20 protein-coding genes, 1 tRNA gene and 1 pseudogene are annotated in these 17,142 nt (G+C 66.6%); 17 read left to right on the top strand and 5 right to left on the bottom strand.

Annotated features, from left to right (window positions below):
- The first annotated feature begins 53 nt into the window (after positions 1-53).
- The 7 genes from PIB19_RS14115 to PIB19_RS14085 all read left to right on the top strand — a co-directional run bounded on the left by PIB19_RS14115 (position 54) and on the right by PIB19_RS14085 (position 6,141).
- On the top strand, positions 54-893 hold the full coding sequence (locus PIB19_RS14115) for a hypothetical protein (protein WP_271237878.1): 840 nt from the start codon (positions 54-56) through the stop codon (positions 891-893).
- 224 nt (positions 894-1,117) lie between these two features.
- Positions 1,118-2,137: a hypothetical protein gene (locus PIB19_RS14110; protein ID WP_271237877.1), complete on the top strand. Its 1,020-nt coding sequence runs from the start codon at positions 1,118-1,120 to the stop codon at positions 2,135-2,137.
- Between the two features lie 305 nt (positions 2,138-2,442).
- On the top strand, positions 2,443-2,736 hold the full coding sequence (locus PIB19_RS23100; protein ID WP_336297148.1) for a superoxide dismutase family protein: 294 nt from the start codon (positions 2,443-2,445) through the stop codon (positions 2,734-2,736).
- A 95-nt stretch (positions 2,737-2,831) separates the two neighbouring features.
- Positions 2,832-4,025, top strand: a complete 1,194-nt coding sequence (locus PIB19_RS14100) for a serine hydrolase domain-containing protein (RefSeq protein ID WP_271237876.1) — start codon at positions 2,832-2,834, stop codon at positions 4,023-4,025.
- Positions 4,026-4,473: 448 nt separating this feature from the next.
- Positions 4,474-5,193: a hypothetical protein gene (locus PIB19_RS14095; RefSeq protein WP_271237875.1), complete on the top strand. Its 720-nt coding sequence runs from the start codon at positions 4,474-4,476 to the stop codon at positions 5,191-5,193.
- Positions 5,187-5,786, top strand: a complete 600-nt coding sequence (locus tag PIB19_RS14090; RefSeq protein ID WP_271237874.1) for a hypothetical protein — start codon at positions 5,187-5,189, stop codon at positions 5,784-5,786. Before PIB19_RS14095 ends, PIB19_RS14090 begins: the two co-directional genes overlap by 7 nt.
- Positions 5,787-5,991: 205 nt before the next feature.
- Complete coding sequence (locus PIB19_RS14085; protein ID WP_271237873.1) at positions 5,992-6,141, top strand: hypothetical protein; 150 nt, start codon at positions 5,992-5,994, stop codon at positions 6,139-6,141.
- 54 nt (positions 6,142-6,195) lie between these two features.
- Here PIB19_RS14085 and PIB19_RS14080 read toward each other — a convergent pair whose 3' ends face one another.
- Complete coding sequence (locus PIB19_RS14080; RefSeq protein ID WP_271237872.1) at positions 6,196-6,654, bottom strand: hypothetical protein; 459 nt, start codon at positions 6,652-6,654, stop codon at positions 6,196-6,198.
- Positions 6,655-7,061: 407 nt separating this feature from the next.
- On the opposite strand from PIB19_RS14080, the gene PIB19_RS14075 reads away from it, so the two are divergent.
- Positions 7,062-7,712: a hypothetical protein gene (locus tag PIB19_RS14075; protein ID WP_271237871.1), complete on the top strand. Its 651-nt coding sequence runs from the start codon at positions 7,062-7,064 to the stop codon at positions 7,710-7,712.
- On the opposite strand, the gene PIB19_RS14070 is transcribed toward PIB19_RS14075, so the two are convergent.
- The gene (locus PIB19_RS14070) at positions 7,709-9,256 is read right to left on the bottom strand and encodes an N-acyl-D-amino-acid deacylase family protein (RefSeq protein WP_271237870.1); all 1,548 of its coding nucleotides are present in this window, start codon (positions 9,254-9,256) and stop codon (positions 7,709-7,711) included. The genes PIB19_RS14075 and PIB19_RS14070 overlap by 4 nt on opposite strands.
- Before the next feature lie 94 nt (positions 9,257-9,350).
- Here PIB19_RS14070 and PIB19_RS14065 point away from each other — a divergent pair, with 94 nt between their 5' ends.
- Genes PIB19_RS14065 through PIB19_RS14055 form a run of 3 tightly spaced genes read left to right on the top strand, consistent with a single transcriptional unit; the run spans position 9,351 to position 11,403 of the window.
- Positions 9,351-10,256, top strand: a complete 906-nt coding sequence (locus PIB19_RS14065; protein ID WP_271237869.1) for a glycoside hydrolase 43 family protein — start codon at positions 9,351-9,353, stop codon at positions 10,254-10,256.
- Positions 10,256-11,002: a hypothetical protein gene (locus tag PIB19_RS14060; protein WP_271237868.1), complete on the top strand. Its 747-nt coding sequence runs from the start codon at positions 10,256-10,258 to the stop codon at positions 11,000-11,002. Before PIB19_RS14065 ends, PIB19_RS14060 begins: the two co-directional genes overlap by 1 nt.
- On the top strand, positions 10,975-11,403 hold the full coding sequence (locus PIB19_RS14055; RefSeq protein WP_271237867.1) for a hypothetical protein: 429 nt from the start codon (positions 10,975-10,977) through the stop codon (positions 11,401-11,403). The genes PIB19_RS14060 and PIB19_RS14055 overlap by 28 nt, the downstream gene beginning before the upstream one ends.
- 16 nt (positions 11,404-11,419) lie before the next feature.
- Here PIB19_RS14055 and PIB19_RS14050 read toward each other — a convergent pair whose 3' ends face one another.
- On the bottom strand, positions 11,420-11,641 hold the full coding sequence (locus PIB19_RS14050; protein WP_271237866.1) for a hypothetical protein: 222 nt from the start codon (positions 11,639-11,641) through the stop codon (positions 11,420-11,422).
- 26 nt (positions 11,642-11,667) lie between these two features.
- Positions 11,668-12,360: a hypothetical protein gene (locus PIB19_RS14045; protein ID WP_271237865.1), complete on the bottom strand. Its 693-nt coding sequence runs from the start codon at positions 12,358-12,360 to the stop codon at positions 11,668-11,670.
- Between PIB19_RS14045 and PIB19_RS14040 the strand changes: the two genes are divergently transcribed.
- Positions 12,334-12,804 carry a hypothetical protein gene (locus PIB19_RS14040; RefSeq protein ID WP_271237864.1) on the top strand — a complete coding sequence of 157 codons (471 nt, stop codon included), beginning with the start codon at positions 12,334-12,336 and terminating at the stop codon, positions 12,802-12,804. The genes PIB19_RS14045 and PIB19_RS14040 overlap by 27 nt on opposite strands.
- On the opposite strand, the pseudogene PIB19_RS14035 reads toward PIB19_RS14040, so the two are convergent.
- Positions 12,801-14,359: pseudogene (locus PIB19_RS14035) on the bottom strand (MFS transporter). The gene PIB19_RS14040 and the pseudogene PIB19_RS14035 sit on opposite strands and share 4 nt — an antisense overlap.
- 71 nt (positions 14,360-14,430) lie before the next feature.
- On the opposite strand from PIB19_RS14035, the gene PIB19_RS14030 reads away from it, so the two are divergent.
- The 5 genes from PIB19_RS14030 to PIB19_RS14010 all read left to right on the top strand — a co-directional run bounded on the left by PIB19_RS14030 (position 14,431) and on the right by PIB19_RS14010 (position 16,884).
- Positions 14,431-14,895: a low molecular weight protein-tyrosine-phosphatase gene (locus tag PIB19_RS14030; RefSeq protein WP_271240990.1), complete on the top strand. Its 465-nt coding sequence runs from the start codon at positions 14,431-14,433 to the stop codon at positions 14,893-14,895.
- A 70-nt stretch (positions 14,896-14,965) separates the two neighbouring features.
- Complete coding sequence (locus PIB19_RS14025) at positions 14,966-15,298, top strand: hypothetical protein (RefSeq protein ID WP_271237863.1); 333 nt, start codon at positions 14,966-14,968, stop codon at positions 15,296-15,298.
- A 40-nt stretch (positions 15,299-15,338) separates the two neighbouring features.
- Positions 15,339-16,067 (top strand): 4-hydroxy-tetrahydrodipicolinate reductase, encoded by a 729-nt coding sequence (gene dapB / locus PIB19_RS14020; protein WP_271237862.1) that lies wholly within the window; start codon positions 15,339-15,341, stop codon positions 16,065-16,067.
- Positions 16,064-16,738 carry an endonuclease III gene (gene nth / locus PIB19_RS14015; protein WP_271237861.1) on the top strand — a complete coding sequence of 225 codons (675 nt, stop codon included), beginning with the start codon at positions 16,064-16,066 and terminating at the stop codon, positions 16,736-16,738. The genes dapB and nth overlap by 4 nt, the downstream gene beginning before the upstream one ends.
- 69 nt (positions 16,739-16,807) lie before the next feature.
- Positions 16,808-16,884 (top strand) — tRNA-Arg (locus PIB19_RS14010).
- Positions 16,885-17,142: the final 258 nt, after the last annotated feature.

Here is a 17,142-nt window from a genome sequence, read left to right as displayed (position 1 = left end):
GTTGGAAAAGATGCGATAACTGGTTCGGCTCGCTGAGATGGGGAGCCGCTTCGATGACCGATATGTCGCCGCCGCATTGGGCGCCGCGGACCGCGCCCAAGCCGTTCGCGCGGTGGAGCGTGGATACCGAGCAGGCGTTCCTGCTCGCGCTGCGCTTCACCGGGCGAGTGCGCGATGCGGCGGCGGCGATCGGGCGGTCGCAATCGGTCGCCTATAGACGGCGGCGGCGCTGTCCGGACTTCGCGGCGCGCTGGGCGGCGGTGCTCGCCGAGCAGCAGACGGCGTGGATCGCCGAGCAGGGCAAGGCGGCGCGGGCGCCGGCCGAGGAGCCGCTGGGCGACCTGCGGCAGCGGCGCGACGGCTGGGGCGAGGCGCGGCGGAAGCTGTTCCTGCGCGCGCTTTCCGAGACCGGGAGCGTCCGCGATGCCTGTGCGCGGGCGCGGATCTCGTCGACTTCGGCCTATCGGCTGCGCGAGCAATGCGCGCGGTTCGCCAAGGACTGGGACATTGCGCTCGAAACCCAGGCAGTGACGGTGGAGCAAGTCGCGTTCGAGCGCGCGGTGCATGGCTGGGAAGAGCCGATCGTGCACGGCGGACAGATCGTGGGGCACCGCTGGCGCTTCTCGGAATCGCTGCTGCGCACGCTGGTGCTGCGCGGGCAGCGCGATGCGGCGGCGGGCGGAGCAAGGGCCGGTGCGGCGAATCCGGCGCAGGCGCGGGGCGGGAAGGTCTTCCGCAAGCCGGTGGCGACGCGCGAGGAGACCAACGCCGCTCTGGCCAAGGCGATCGCCGCGGCGAAGCGGAGGCTGGCGAACGAAGCCGAGACGGCGCAGGCGCAGGACTGGGCGCGCTGGCAGGCGTGCTGGGGCGGGACGCCGGGGTCCGGCGGCTGAGGGGCGGGGTGCTGGCGTGTGTGGCATTCAGGCGAGCGAGGCTTTCAAATCCTCCCCCGCCAGGGGGAGGTGGCACGCATAGCGTGACGGAGGGGCGGAATCACTGCGCTCGATTGGAAAGTGCGCTGCTTACTTCCCCTCCGTCGCCTTCGGCGCCACCTCCCCTGGCGGGGAGGATTTGAACGCCGATACGCCTTGCTCAGGGCCGAACGGAGGGAGAGGGGATGGGGATGCTGGGGCTGGCGCTTGCCGTGATGATCCAGGCGGTGCCGCAGGTTGCGCCGGTGCCGCTGCCCGCGCCGGGGTGCCGGCGGGTGCGCGAGGAGGCGTTTCTGCGAGTCGATCCCGAGGCGGCGGCGCGGCTGGCGGAGATCGGGCTGGACCGCGCGGCGATCTTCGAGCGGATGGCCGAGACCGCGATCCCCGAGACGATGGGCTGCTGGGCGATGCCGGTGGGCAATTTCGACAGCCAGCTCGTCTCGGTGGGGATGAGCCAGTGGAATTACGGCACGGGCAGCCTGCAGCCGGTGCTCGCGGCGTGGAAGAAGCGGCTGGGCGGCAGGTTCGGGCGGACGCGCAAAATGCTGGCGCCGGTATACGGCAAATTGCTGTTCTCGAAGGCCTGCCTGAAGGTGCCGGTGAAGGACAAATGCCGGGAAGGGATCCTCGCGGCGCATGGCGCGGACGGGAAGCTCAACCCGGTGATCCTCGCCGAATTGACCGCGATCTTCGAGAGCGATGCGATGCTGCAGGTGCAGACCGACGCTTATGTCGCATTGCTGATGGACGTGCGGGCGGACTTGCTCCGCGTGTTCGCGGGGCAGCCGATCACGATGCGGAAAGTGCGCTGGGCGATCGACACCAAAATTCAGCAGGGCTTCTTTCCGGCGGACGAGGACCTGGCGCGGCTGCGGGGCAAATTGGCGGCGATGCCCGAGGCCGAGCGCTGGGACCGGCTGCGCGCGATCTTCGCCTGGTATGAAGCACTGAGCCGGACCATCGACCAGGACGGGGTGGCGCGCGATTATGCGTGGAACGTCGCGCAGTGGCGCTGCATGATCGACAGGGGAATGATCGATCCCGAGCAATATGAGATGCTCCACCTGACCTTTATCCGCAGCCGCACCGCAGTGGGGAATAGCGGGCGCTGGCAGGCGCTGACCTTCTCGCGGCGGGGCAAGATCGTGCTCGGCATCGGCAGCGTGAGCGGTAAGCGCGACGGAGATTGCCTGGGAACCGGCTGAGGGGATTGGAACCTGCGCGATGCGGGTCCATTAGAGCCGGACAATGACCGGCAGGAGTGAGTCATGAAGCGCGGTGCGATGGTGGCGGTTGCGGCAGTGGTGGGCCTGAGCGGGTGCGCGACGCCCCAGGAGAATGCCCGCTACATGGCGGGGCATTATCGCGCGCAAGCCGACATCAAGAACGCCGCGGGCGAGTCGATCGGCACGGCGATCGCCGAGGAAGTCGACGGTTCGATCCGGGTGATGGTCGAGGCGGGCAAGCTTCCGCCGGGGCCGCACGGCACGCATATCCACGCGATCGGCAAGTGCGAGGGCCCAGCTTCGCGAGCGCGGGGCCGCACTGGAACCCGACCACGCACCAGCATGGCAAGGAGAACCCCGCGGGGCCGCATGCCGGCGACATGCCCAATCTCGACATCGGCGAGGGCGGCACCGGCCGCGACCGGACGATCTTCACGCTGCCGGGCGGCACCTATCAGCAATTGCTCGACCAGGACGGCGCGGCGATCGTGATCCACGCCGATCCCGACGACTACAAGACCGATCCCTCGGGCAATTCGGGCGGGCGGATCGCCTGCGGGGTGTTCCAGGCGATGTGAGGCAGGGGGCGGCCGTCGGCGCCGGTATTCCGGTTGCGCAGCCGCCCGCCAGCCCGCACAATCGGCGACCGCTCATCCCCTGAGGAAGGTTGCCTATGTTCCGCCGGCTCGCCGCCTGCCTGCTGCTCGCATCGTCGCTGGCCGCGGGGCCGGCAAAGGCCGACGAGCGGGCGTTCGACAAGGCAGTGGCCGAGTTCCGCGCGCTGCACCGCGCCGAGATGCGCAAGGCGGGGATCGTCGGGAGCAGCTTCTATGTGGTGCGCGGCGGGCGGACGATCATCGCCGATCATCTCGGCGAGCAGGATGCCGAGGCGCATGTGCCGGTGGACGCGCAGACGATCTATCACTGGGCGTCGATCACCAAGACGATGACCGGGATCGCGATCCTGCAGCTGCGCGACCGCGGGCTGCTGACGCTCGACGACCCGATCGTCCGCTACGTGCCCGAGCTGGCGGCGGTGCATAATCCGTTCGGCGACACGGGCGCGATCACGCTGCGCCAGCTGATGAGCCACAGCGCCGGCTTCGGCGGCGGCACCTGGCGCTGGCGCGATCGCGACTGGCAGCCGTTCGAGCCCAAGAGCTGGGCGCAGCTGGCGGCGATGCTGCCTTATACCGACGTCAAGTTCCGGCCGGGCAGCCGGTTCAGCTATTCCAATCCGGGGATCGTCTATCTCGGCCAGGTTATCGAGCGGCTCTCGGGCGAGGATTTCGAAGTCTATGTCGACAAGAACATCCTGCGCCCGCTCGGCATGCATGCGAGTTATTTCGACCGCACGCCGCCGTTCCTGCAGCCGCACCGGTCGCACAGTTATTATGTGCGCGGCGGCAAGCGGACCGCCGCGCCGTTCGACGTCGATACCGGCGTGACGGTGTCGAACGGCGGGCTCAACGCGCCTTTGCCCGACATGGCGAAATATGTCGCGTTCCTGCTCGGCGATCCGGGGCGCGCGGCGGAATATGACGGGGTGCTCAAGCGGGCGTCGCTCGAGGAGATGTGGCGGCCGCAGATCGCGGCGGGCGAGGACTTCACCCAGGGGCGGATGGCGAAGACGACGTGGAGCGGGCTTTCCTTCTTCCTCGACCGGAGCGACGGCGTGCGGATCGTGGGCCATAATGGCGACCAGAACGGCTTCCGCGCCTATCTGAGCCTGTGCCCCGATCAGGGGATCGGCAGCCTGCTGGCGTTCAACACCGAGACGCGCGGCGTGGAGAACGACCCTTCGAACCGGACCACCGCGGAATCGCGGATCGCGCTGGCGACCGACCGGCTTTGCAAGGCGGGGTGAGGGGTGAATCTGCGAGGCGGCTGAGCCCCTCGGGCACTCTCTGGAATGGGGCATTCTGTCGATGCTGGTACAATACCCGGAGCAACCGTTGTCCTCCCCAAGACCCAGGTTGCGCTTCTTCTTCGTTCAGCTCCCGTCCCGAAAGTTATCCACAGGTCGGCCTCGCGCGCGTTGGTGTTCTTGGCGATATTCTGTGTTGGGTGTCAGTGATCGGCTCACAAATCTTTGATAAAACGTGGCTTTTTAGCCATTCGGGTGGGTAAAAATCCGAAAAATCGTGCGATACCCGAATTTCTCGCGGCGGATTGCTATTGCCACTTATTATCATACACGCCTAACTAGGCGATGCTTTCTGTGGAACATATAGTGAACAAAAGCGTTCCTACACGAATCGAGGCCCGTAGACGTTCCGCATCAGATCGGTGCGAACCTTGAGGAGAACATGAAAATGCCAGATTCGAACGAAATCATTGTAATTGCAAAGCCCGATGTGGTCACAATCGGCAATCAAACCAATCCGACCCCCGGTCCGTCTACCGACGGTGGTGCACTCCAGTTCGCACAGAGATCTCAGGCTAAAGCGAATGCGAGCGTGACAGTTGAACCGGCTGCGTCAGACGATGAAATCGTGGTTGTAGCTCAAAAGTTCAAACAGGAACTTATAGCCCTATATCACACGGGAGCAGCCATTCCGATTCTGACTGGGACGCATAGCATCCCCTGCATTGGAAACGTGACAGGGCGGGAACTCTATAGCATTATCAATAACCTCAAATTCTCGATCACGACCCAGAATTTTGGGGAGGGCCGAGCAGGCGCCAACTACCATGGGACGACTGACGGAAACAGTGTTCCGGTGAGTCTCAATGCGACAGCGGTTAAGGCCTATGCAGGTGCAAGTTTACCGAACGGCATCTCCTATTTGGTCGCGCATGAAATAGCTCATACTCTGAACGCAATGCAAACCTACAACAAGCAGCTATGGGAGGCATATGTTACTGGCGCCGGTGCAGGGCTCACCTACGAGCAGCAAGTCGCACAGTACCCTAACAGCGATCAATTCAAGGAGAACGAGGCACGCGCCAATACGGTTGGCCGAGCCATCCAGGCATTAATGAATAGATCTGCAAGCGGGTTCACGCCGACATACGGTTATCAGGTTTGCTGAACGCGAATGATACGCTGTTCGGACAGAATGGCGTATCTGCTCTTTTCCATCATGCTTCGGAGGGTTCTTTTATGCCTCGTAACAGACTAATTGCTGTACGTGAATATGCGCGAACGCTCTGTCTGGCCGCGATCGTTTCTGTAGCCTCGGCAGGAGCGACCACTGCTCATGCGCAGGTTCCACCACCGCCCTCGCTGCCCGGTCAATCGGATCTGGGCACCAAACTGGCAAATGCCTTATTGCGAAAAGACGCCGTCGCCTATGCTGGCCTGCTGGCTGACGATCTTCAGGTATATGAGGAAGGGCGGCGGGTTGCCTCCAGCAAACGTGAATGGATGGCTTCATTCGGAAAGAAACTCGTGGCGCCGGGTGTCCAATTTAAAATGGTATCCGGCTATTCCTCGACCGGGCGACTGTTGTTCATCGAGTATTTCAGTTCTCTCGCGAGCTGGGGCCGAACGCCCCCTCCAGACTGCTGCTGGTCCTATGACGCGGTTGCTTACGACGTGGCTGACGGAAAAATCACCAAGATTCAGCGGTTGCGGGGCGGCGACGCGAAACTCAGCGACAAAGACATGCGCAACGGTCAGTGAAGCTGAGGACAAGGCGCTGATCCCACACTAAACAACGGTAAGCAGCTCGGACGAGAATAAATTTTGGCGGAATGCCTGACTGGGCAACTGGTCTACAAAAAGGAACGCTTCGACTTCTTCTCCTTGCGCCCCTGTTCCGTGCGGCTCAGCCTTTGACTTGCGCCGAAAGATGTGAGGAACCGGCGTCTAGCGATTGGAGAAAGTCATGAATGTTCCCGTCAAGTCCAATGAGCTGCGCGTCCGCCTGAACAATCTGGATCAGATGCTGGCCCGTGGCGGCGTTCGTTCGAACGCGCGTCCGATCCCGGCCAAGGTCTTCGAAGGTGAAGACGCCGTTTTCGGGTCCCGCGGCTGATACAGACAAACGGGCTCGGTCGGCATGTTCCAGGCCGATCTCGACTTTCGTGACCTAAGCGCCCCCTGCGAGATCGCAGACGGGGCGCTTGTTTTTGGCAGCTCGTTCGTCCGCCCGCTCGATCATCGGATGGTAGTTTGGCGCGTGCTGGCCAGCCCCGGCCGCGTGGTCGTCCTCGCGTCCGAACGCTCCTGTGACGGCGAAGCGGCGTCGGGCGAATATCGTCAGGCAGAGGATGCGGAGATCGACGCCGCGCTTGCGGCGATGCGCGACTATCCGCTCGATTTCGCCGTCCTGCTCCTCGATCGGCGTGGATCGCTCGTCCGGTACAGCGCTTCGCCGCTCGTGTCGGTGCCTGCTTATGTCCACGCCAGCGGCGGCACGGTCCTGATCGACTGGGACTATGCCCGCCTGCTCGGCAGGATATCGGTCCGCCCGGCGCTCGATATCGTGCTTGCCCAGATTGCCGGGCGATCGGTCTACGACACGCGCACCGTGGTCGAGGGCCTGCACCGCGTGACGGCCGATTCCACGATCACCGTCAGCCCGGCGGGCCTGGAGGTGCGCTATCCGGCGGCCATCGCGTATGAAGGACCGCAGGAGATCGTGCAGGGAGCCGATCTGGAAACGGCATTGTTCGACACCGTCTCGGCGATAATCGCGGCGCGGCCGCTGTCGTCCGCGAACGTAGCGGTCGAAGTGAGCGGCGGGATGGATTCGGCGCTCACCGCGCTCGCCGCCGCCGAGGCGATCGGAGGCACCCTGCTGAGTGCCGGGGCACGCTTTCGCGGCGACATGGGCCGCGCGCAGGACGCGCGCCGCCGCCTCATCATCGACCGCGCCGGTTTCGACGATCTGGTCGTGCCCGCCGACCGGTTCGCCCCTTCGCGCCCGGCACCGCCCGCCGGCTGGGCTTCAACGTGCTGCCGGACGACGAGAATTATCCGGAGCTCTTCGAAATCCTGTTCGCCGCACTGCGTTCGGCCGGGATGGACACGCTCATCTCCGGCTTCGGGGGCGACGAATTGTACACCGTCTACGAAGGCGAGGAAGAAAGCGCGCAGCCGGACGGGGCATCGCCGTTCCTTTCGGAGGAGGGCCTGCAGCGGGCGCACCTGCTCGCGAGCGACTATCCCATGTCGTGGCTGCAGCCCTCCTGCTGGCAGAGCGCCGCGGCACGATCGCAGCGCGTCCTTCGCTTCGGGCTCTGGCCGGTCTATCCCTATATCAACACGTCCCTGGCGCGCTTCGTCTCGTGCCTGCCTTATGCATATCGGCGCGACCGGACATTGCTGCGAAAAGCGCTGACCCGGGCGCTCGGCAACCCGGTCTACGAGACCGATTACAAGAAGGAGAGCTTCGGTGCCGTCGCGCGGCGCGGCATCGAGGAGAATCGGGACTATCTGCTCGGGATGGTGCGGGCCAGCCCGTTATGCGCGGTGCCGCAGATCGAGCATCGGGCGATTGCGAGCGCGCTCGAATCCCCGGTCTTCGGCCTCGAAAAGCCTGTCTTCGAGGGACTGTTCCGGGCGCTCAAGGTGTTCGCGTTCTTCGATACGCGCGGCACCTAACGCGCCCGCAACAGGCGTCCAGCGGTGGCGATGCGCTGGCCGCCTTCGAACGCGGGCTGGCCGTTGACCATCACCAGATCGAAGCCCTCGGCCATCGCGAAGGGATTCACGTAGGTGGAGCGCGCCTTCACCTTTGCGGGATCGAACAGGATGCAATCGGCTTGCGCGCCTTCGCGGATCACGCCGCGATCGGCGAGGCGGAGGATGGCGGCGGGGAAGCCGGTCGCCTTGCGGACCGCTTCCTCGATCGGGAGCTTCCTGTCGCGGACGACATATTGCTCGATCCATTTGGCATAGGTGCCGGTGGCGCGGGGATGGCGCATGCCGGGGCCGCCATCGGTCGAAATCGCGACATGGGGATCGACGATCAGCGTGTCCTGCAGCACTTCGTCCATCGTGAAATGCGCACCCGACCCCGCCTGGGGGCCGAGCTTGACGAGGAAATCGGGGAAGGGAAGGCCTGCCTCCTGCGCCGCCTGGGCGAGGGTCTTGCCGGCATAGGGCGCGGTGCCGAGCAGCAATGCCTCGGGACCGCCGCGGCGGAGCATGCGCTTCTCGAGATAGTCGCGCAATTCCTGCCGGCGTGCCGCGACGATTCCGGCATAATCGGTGGGCGGCAGCGCCCATTCGGGGAAGAGGATCGCGATGCCGGTATAGCCGGCGGTATAGGGATATTCGTCGGCAGTGAGGCCGATGCCCTGCGCGCGCTTGGCGGCGAGGAAATCGAGCAGGGCGCGGGCGCGGGCCTCGCCTTTGCCGAACACGACCTTCAGATGCGAGATGTGCGGGCGGGCGGGGAGCGAGGAGGCGATCAGCTCGTCGATCGAGGCTTCGATCTCCTCGTCATTCTCCGATCGCATATGGCTCATCACCACCCCGTCGTGGCGCGCGACGACGCGGCCGAGATTGGTCAGCTCCGGCGTCTGCGAATAGATGCCGGGGACATATTCGAGGCCATAGGACAGGCCGAACGCGCCGGCGCGGAGCTCGGCCTCGAGCTGGGCCGCCATGCGGGCGAGCGCAGCATCGTCGGGGCGGCGGACCGCGTCGGGGATCTTGACCGCGCGGCGGAGCGTGCCGTGGCTGGCGAGCGCGGCGACGTTGACGTCGATGCGGGCGCGATCGACCGCGTGCATCCAGCTGCGCAGGTCGAGGTCCTTGCCGATGCGCGGGCCGCTGCCGTCCTGGCCCAGGACGATCGTGGTGACGCCCATTGCGAGGAAGCTCTCATACAGATCGTCGAGCGGATCGCCGTGGCTGTGGGTGTCGATGAAGCCGGGCGCGAGGACGCGGCCCTCGCCCGCGACGATGCGGGTGGCGGTGACGCGCGTCGCGGTGGCGGGCGCAGTAATCCGCGCAATCCGATCGCCGGTGACGAGCACGTCGGCCAGGCGCGGGGCGGCGCCGGTGCCGTCGACGAGCAGGACTTCGCGGAACAATGTCGAGGCCGGAGCGCGAGCCGCGGCACGGCCGGGAAGGCTCGCAAGACCGCCGGCCGCCGCGGCTCCGCCGATCAGCTGCCGGCGCGTCAGACGCTGGGACATCGTGTCTCTCCCCTTGATTGCCAATAGTCTGATAATTCGATTGACAGTTTCGCGGCACCCTCAATAGCGCTGTGCTACCATGCAGGAGGGGAATATGGCTCGGGCTTCGCGGCTATGGATCGCATTGCTGCTGTGCCTGGCCGGCTTGCCCGCGGCGGCGCAGACGCCCGGCAGGACCTGGACCGCCGACAGCGGCGACGGCACCTTCACCAATCCCCTGTTCTACGACGAGTTCTCCGACCCCGACATGATCCGGGTGGGCGACGACTATTATCTCACCGGCACCACGATGCACACGATGCCGGGGCTGCCGATCCTCCATTCGCGCGATCTCGTGAACTGGGAGCTGCTCGGCTACGCCTTCGACCGGATGGATCTGGGCCCCGACATGCGGCTCGAAGGCGGCAAGGAGATGTACGGGCAGGGGATCTGGGCGCCGAGCTTCCGCTATCACGACGGCACGTTCTACATCTTCTCGAACGTCAACGGGCACACCACCCAGGTCTTCCGCGCGACCAACCCGGCGGGGCCGTGGACGCGCACGCCGATGAAGCGATCGCTCCACGACCTCGGCGTTTTGTTCGACGACGACGGCAAGGTCTATGTCGTCTGGGGCTATCGCGAAGTGCGGATGGCGCAGCTCAACCAGGCGCTCGACGATCTGGTGCCGGGGAGCGAGCGGGTGATCATCCGCGCCGATCAGGGGATGGGCGAGGGCGCGCATCTCTACAAGATCGAGGGGCGCTATTTCATCACCAGCGCGTGGTATTCGGGGCGGATGCGCATGCCGATGGCGCGCGCCGACAAGCCGTACGGACCCTATGAAGTGAACCATGCGGTCAGCCTCGACGAGGGCTGGGGAGCGAGGTCGGCTATCGCCACCGCGGCGCGGCGAAACCGCCGTTCGACATCGCGCCGCCGACCACGACGCTGGGGCGCAACGTCCTCCACCAGGGCGGGTTGGTCCAGACGGCGCAAGGAGCGTATTGGGGCTTCTTGATGACCGACTTCAATTCGCTGGGGCGGCTGACCGGGCTGTCGCCGGTGACGTGGCAGGACGGCTGGCCGTATTTCGGGCTGCCGGGCAATCTGGGGCGGACGCCGCGGACATGGCTGAAGCCGGCGACCGGCGTGAAGCAGAAGCCGTTCGCGCCTTATGTGCGCGACGATGCGTTCTCAGGGCCGGCGCTGGGGCGGGTGTGGCAGTGGAACCATGTGCCCGACGATTCGCGCTGGTCGCTGAAGGAGCGGCGCGGGTATCTGCGGCTGCACACGCTGCCGGCCACGGATTTCATGGCGGCGCACAATTCGCTGACCCAGCGGGCGATCGGGCCGCGCTCGGTGCCGACGGCGGTGCTCGAGACCGGGGGATTGCGCGACGGCGATGTCGCGGGGCTGGCGCTGCTCGGGCTGCCGTATCGGACGCTCGGCGTGAAGCGCGAAGGTGGCGGGCTGGCGATCGAGTTCCATGATCAGCTGGGCGACAGGCGCGTGTGCGTGCCGTTCACGGGCAAGCGGATCTGGCTGCGCGCGGATGCCGATTATCTGACCGAGCAGGCGCGCTTCGCCTACAGCCTCGACGGGCGGAGCTTCACGCCGATCGGCGAGCCGTTCGCGATGGCGTTCCAGCTCAAGACCTTCCAGGGCATCCGCTACGCGCTGTTCGCGTTCAACGCGGCGGGACGCGCGGGGGCTATGCCGATTTCGACAGTTTCACGGTGGCCGAGCCCAATGCGAAGGGGCTGATGCATCCGATCCCGCTGGACAAGACCGTGACGCTGACGCTGCAGGGCACGAAACTGGCGCTGGCCGAGCACGAGACTTCAATTCTGGCGCAGGACGGCGGTGAGGCGGCGCGGTTCCGGATCGTCGGCATGGGAGCCGGGCGCGTGGCGCTGGCGCTCGGCGGCGGGCACCTCTCGATCAACGCGACCGGCGACGCATGGGTCAAGCCGGGCGAAGCAGGCGTCGGCGAGACCTTCCAGTGGATGGAAACGATCTATGGCGAGCCGATGCTGATGTCGCTGGCGACCAACCGCTATCTGACCGTCGATCCGGCGAGCGGGCAAGTCTCCGCGACCAGCCCGGGCGCGCGCTCCGACCGCGCGGACCATGCACGGTTCGTGGTGGCGGTTGGCGAGCGCTGAGCGGTGACTGCGGCGCCTATTTCAGGTTGATGTTCAGGGCCTTCGAGCCGCGGGCGTTGGACGAGATCGGAGCTGTCTTCCGGATCATCTCGATCACCTTGTCGGGCGCGGGCAGCTTGTCGAACGACGGGAAGACATAGGTGACCGACAGGTCGTTGAGCGCCACCGCATAGCCCGGCTCGCCTTTGTCGAGCTTCACTTCGCGATAGACGCTGATCGTCCGCCCGGCATCGCCCATCGCGATCGTATAGCCTTCGCTGCCGTTCAGCGCCCGATAGGTTGCCGATTCGAGCGCGGGCGCGCCTTCGCGGCAGAAGCCGGTCGGCCCCTCGACCAGGTCTTCTTGATGCCGGGATCCTGCGCCGCCATCGCCACCAGCGCGCCGAGCAGCGAGGTGCTCATATCGGGTTTCTTGAGCTTCGCCTTTTTCGAGAAGCCCAGCGGCGTGGCGCAAGGCTGGATCGGCGCCGCGGCGGGCACCGGCTTCGCGTCCGCGGCAGGCGCCGGCCAGCCGAGGCCGGTGACCGCTTCGAGTAGCCTGGCATCGAGCGCGGCGGGATCGAGCGTGGTCGAGCTCAACCGCGCCGCGACCAGCCATTCGCCGAGCGGCAGCATCGCCGCGCCGGTGGCGGTATAGGGGCGCTTGCCCGGGACATAGACGCGGCGGAGCGCGCCGGCAGTGGTGCCGCCGCCCGGCGGGGCGAAGGCGACCGGGTCGCTGTTCGGAGTCGCCTTGCCATAGACGTCCCGGCCGAGGATCTGCGGCTCGACCCGATCGAACCAGACGGGCACGTCGGCGAGCGTGGGGCGGAAGAGATACACCGTGAGCGACGTGGTTTCCGGATCGCCGAACTGGAGGAAGATGTCGGTTTCGTCGGCAGTGCTGTCGGTGATGCCGGTCCGGGAAGTCCCGCCAGCGATTGCGGGACGATGATGCCGGTGCCGGCGTGCCGCCATTTCGTGCCTGCCGGAACCTCGATCGTGCGCGACCGCTGGGCCTGCGCGACGACCGGCACGGCCAGCATCGCGGCCGCCAGCAGCAAGCCCGCGCATCGCATGTATTTCGCCATGAATCTTCTCCCCGGATGCGAGAATGTCGCGTCGGCGGAGGCGGCGCAAGACGGGAAATGCGGGTCCGTCCAGGACGTATCGGCGTTCACTTCTCTCCCGTCGGAAGCCGCCGTTCCGCCCTGCGCGCCGATTGAACGCGCCTCGCCGCCTGGTATGGTGCATAGGCGCGGGATGATTGCACATCAGCGCTGGACCCAGAGCCACATCACCGAGCTGCGGAGCCGCCTCGAACTGGGTGGCTTGCCCGAGGACATTGCCGAGGCGCTCGAGCGGCCGCTGGAGAATGTGCGGATGATGATGGCGCGGCTGCGGCTGCGTGTGCGGGGCTAGAGCGGCTCGCCCGCTTCCCTTGCCCGCGCTTCGCGGCTCGCCTCGGCGGCGGGAACGAGGCGGAGGGCAGTGATCGCGGCGGCCACCGCCAGCGGCAACGTGACCAGCAGCGAGAGGATTCCGGTCGACAGGCTGCCGGTCAGATCGGCGACGCGGCCGGCCAGATAGGGGCCCATTGCGAGACCGATCAGGGTGGTGCCGATGAAGAAGGCCGCGGTGGCGGTGCCGCGCATGCGGGGAGGACGAGGTCCTGCGTCGCGGCGGCTGCTGCGCCCAGGGCGCAGCTCGAGAATATCTGGGTGAGCGGCAGCATCGCGTAGAACAGCGCCTTGTCGGCAGTAGTGAAGGCGATGATCAGCGAGGGGATCGGCGCGAGGCTGCCGAACAGGATCACCATGATCCGCCCCGAGGCCCAGCGGCGGCGCAGGCGATCGGCTGCGATCCCACCCAGAGTCACGCCCAGGAACCCGCCGAGGATAGCGGGGCCGCCGATCCACAGCCCGGCCTCGCGGCTGGTGATGCCGAAGACCTGCACGGCATAGCTGGGGGCGAGACCGGCGACGGCGTAAGCGAGGAAGGCGTTGAGGCCGTAGGCCAGCACGACCGCGAGGAAGGCCGGGGTGCCGAGGATCAACCTGGAGGTGGGCGCGTCGCGGTGGCGGAGCGCGGCCGACCAGCTGTAGACCGCATAGACGCCGATCCCGACCGCGAGCCATTGCGGCAGCGGCTCGCCGAGCCGGACCAAAGCGTAGATCGCGGCGGCGACGAGCGCGAGCATGACGAGGTTGCGAAGCAGCGCATTGGCGCCGTTGCGGGCGGCGCCGAGCAAGGTGAGCGGCGGGATGATCGTCAGCAGATCCTCGAGGAAGCTCTTGAACGGCGCGGGGTGCGGCGCCGCCGTCAGCCCTTCGGACTGGCCCCGCATCGGCTCGCGCAAGGTCAGCACCAGGAGCGCGAGGACGAGGCCGGGCAGGCCCACCGCCATGAACGCCGCCTGCCAGCCGACCAGCCCGAAGGGCGGGTCGACGGGGTAGGCCGCATTCCACCAGTCGACGATCGCGCCGCCGAGGAACAGCGAGAAGCCGCCGCCGAAATAGATGCCGGCCGAATAGATTGCGAGCGCGGTGGCGCGCTGGCGCTTGGGGAACCAGTCCGAGATCAGCGAATAGGCCGAGGGGCTTGCAGTCGCCTCGCCCACGCCGACGCCGATGCGGGCGGCGGCGAGCTGGAAGCCGCTGCGCGACAGGCCCGAGACCGCCGTCATCGTCGACCACAAAGCGAGGCCGACCGTCATCAGACGGACGCGGTGCCAGCTGTCGGCAAGGCGGCCGAGCGGGATGCCGAACAGGGCGTAGAACACGCCGAACGCCGTGCCGTAGAGAAAGCCGATATCGGCGTGGCTGAGCCCGAGATCGCGGCGGATATGCGGAGCGAGGATCGTCAGGATCTGGCGATCGATGAAGTTCAGCGCATAGACGAAAAACAGGATGACCAGAACATACCAGGCATAGGGCCCCGCCTTGCGATCGGCTTCGGCCGCGTTCGAACTGGCCATCCACTCTCTCCCTTATATGTCTTTCGTACAGGCTAGCGAGCATACCGCGTTTACGAAAGAGGGGATTTCCGCTGCGTCCGCCGTCTTTGTTGTTCGTGTGCCTCGGCAATATCTGCCGTTCGCCTTTGGCCGAGGCGGCGTTTCGCGATGCGGCGGCGCGCGCGGGGCTGGAGGCGGTGGCGGATTCGGCGGGGACCGGCGGATGGCACGCGGGCCATGCACCCGATCCGCGCAGCCGGGCAGTGGCGCTCCGCCACGGGATCGACATTTCGGGCCTGCGCGCGCGGGCGGTGCGCGATGCGGACTTTACCGGCTTCGATTACATCCTCGCGCTCGATCCGCAGAATCTGCGCGACCTGCGCGCGATGGCGCCGGCGCGGAGCAGCGCGCGGATCGCGCTGCTGATGGACCACGTGCCCGGCCGCGCGGGGCAGGCGGTGCACGATCCCTATTATGGCGGGGACGCGGATTTCGACGCGGTGTGGGACCAGGTCCGCGCGGCGGCGGATGCGCTGGTGGCGATGCTGCAGCGGTGAGGGAGCGGGTCAAAGCCGGCCTTGCCGCTGCCGCAATGTTCGATTGTGTTCGCGCGGCGGGAGGAACGCCTTGGCCGGATTCGCAACGCTGATGCTGTTCGCCATGGCCGCGCAGGACCGCCCGACCCTCGTCCCCGGCGGCGAGGATCTCGACATCGTCAAAAGCGAAGCACGAAGCTGCGGCACCGATCCCGACGAGATCGTGGTCTGCGGCGAGAATGATCCGAACCGGTATCGGCTGCCCAAAATCGGGCCCCGCTTTGTCGAGCAGCCGGTGCGCGCAGCCACCCGACTGGGACCCGGCGAAGTTTCGGTCGAAGCGGAGCAGCGCACGCTTCCGGGCGCCGGCGGCCCCGCCGCGATGGTGCGATTCCGCATTCCGCTGGGCAAGGGCAAGAAATAGCCCCTGTCGCGCTGCCCCCGATTGTGCCACAGCAGACGGCATGACGAGCATCGGAATCTTCGGGAGCATGGGCCGGATGGGGCAGGCGATCGCCGCGGTCGCCCCAAGCCTCGGCGCGCAACTGGCGGGCGGTTCGGACGTCGGCGACAATCCCGCCGATCTCGCGCGCAAGGCCGATGTGCTGGTCGATTTCTCCGCGCCGGCCGCGCTCGAGGCACATCTCGGCGCCGCGCGTGCCGCCTGGACGCCGATCATGATCGGCACCACCGGTCTTGGCGCGCACCATCACGCGCTGATCGACGCCGCCGCTGCCGAAATCCCGGTGCTGCAGACCGGCAACACTTCGATGGGCGTGGGCCTGCTCGCCCGGCTGGTACGCGAAGCCGCGGCACGGCTCGGGCCCGATTGGGACATCGAGATCGTCGAGACGCACCATCGCAACAAGGCCGATGCACCCTCAGGCACTGCGCTGATGCTCGGCAATGCCGCCGCGCACGGCCTCGGCACCACGCTCGCCGAAGCCGGCGTGACCGATCGCGCCGGGCTCACCGGCCCGCGCGCCGAGGGCACGATCGGCATGGCCTCGCTGCGCGGCGGATCGGTGGTCGGCGACCATAGCGTGATCTTCGCCACCGCGGGCGAGCGTATCGAACTCACCCACCGCGCCGACGATCGCGCGATCTTCGCGCGCGGCGCGGTCCAGGCGGCGCTCTGGCTCAGGAACCAGCAGCCGGGCCGCTACACGATGGACCAGGTGCTCGGCATTTGAACAAGGCGGAGATCGTCGAATTCTTCGCGCGGCTGGCGGCGGACAATCCGCACCCGGAGACCGAGCTCGAATATTCGAACCCGTTCACGTTGCTCGTCGCGGTGGTGCTCTCGGCGCAGATGACCGATGTCGGGGTCAACAAGGCGACGCGGAAACTGTTCGCCGAGGCCGACACGCCCGAGAAGATGCTCGCGCTCGGCGAGGAGACGCTCAAGGAGCGGCTGCGCACGATCAACTTCTACAACACCAAGGCGAAGAACGTCCTCGCGCTCAGCCGCGCGCTGATCGAGCAGCATGATGGCGAGGTTCCCGCCGACCGCGAGGCGCTGGAGGCGCTGCCCGGGGTCGGCCGCAAGACCGCCAATGTCGTGCTCAACAGCGCCTTCGGGCAGGAGACTTTCGCGGTCGACACCCACATCTTCCGCGTCGGCAACCGCACCGGGCTGGCGCGCGGGAAGACGCCGCTCGATGTGGAGCGCAAGCTCGAAAAGCGCGTGCCCCAGCCCTTCCGGCTCCACGCGCATCACTGGCTGATCCTGCACGGCCGCTACACCTGCAAGGCACGGACGCCCGAATGCTGGCGTTGCGTCGTCGCCGATCTTTGCGCGTTCAAGCCCAAGACCCCCGCGCCGTCCGCGCGCAAGCCCGGCACTCGAGGTTCCAGCCAGTGAAGCCGGCAACGCGCCGACGAGGAAACGGCTGGCGCGCTCCGTTCTGCTTTGCTAGGCGCGGCTTCCAAGGCACCCGTAGCTCAGCTGGATAGAGCGCTGCCCTCCGAAGGCAGAGGCCACAGGTTCGAATCCTGTCGGGTGCGCCAGCCTTCAACAACTTAGTGACAAATCACGCGGGCCGAGACGGCCAGCGTGCAAGTTATGTGCGAGTAACGCACGAATCGCGCGTCCCATTTCGGAGTCCGGCGCAAATCTGCTCGTTTCCGTGCTTGTTCTCGGCCTGTTTCTTCCGACAGGTTTGCGGCTAGCGCGGTTTTCTGCGGCTTTGAGGCTCAGTCGTTGTGCTCCGAAGGCAGGAGGCTTGCGCGGCACATTATTCCGGGCACAAGAGAACTGCAGGTTAG

The organism is Sphingomonas sp. 7/4-4, assembly GCF_027941955.1.
Lineage (GTDB): Bacteria > Pseudomonadota > Alphaproteobacteria > Sphingomonadales > Sphingomonadaceae > Sphingomonas.
This window is presented reverse-complemented; position numbering and strand designations above follow the sequence as displayed.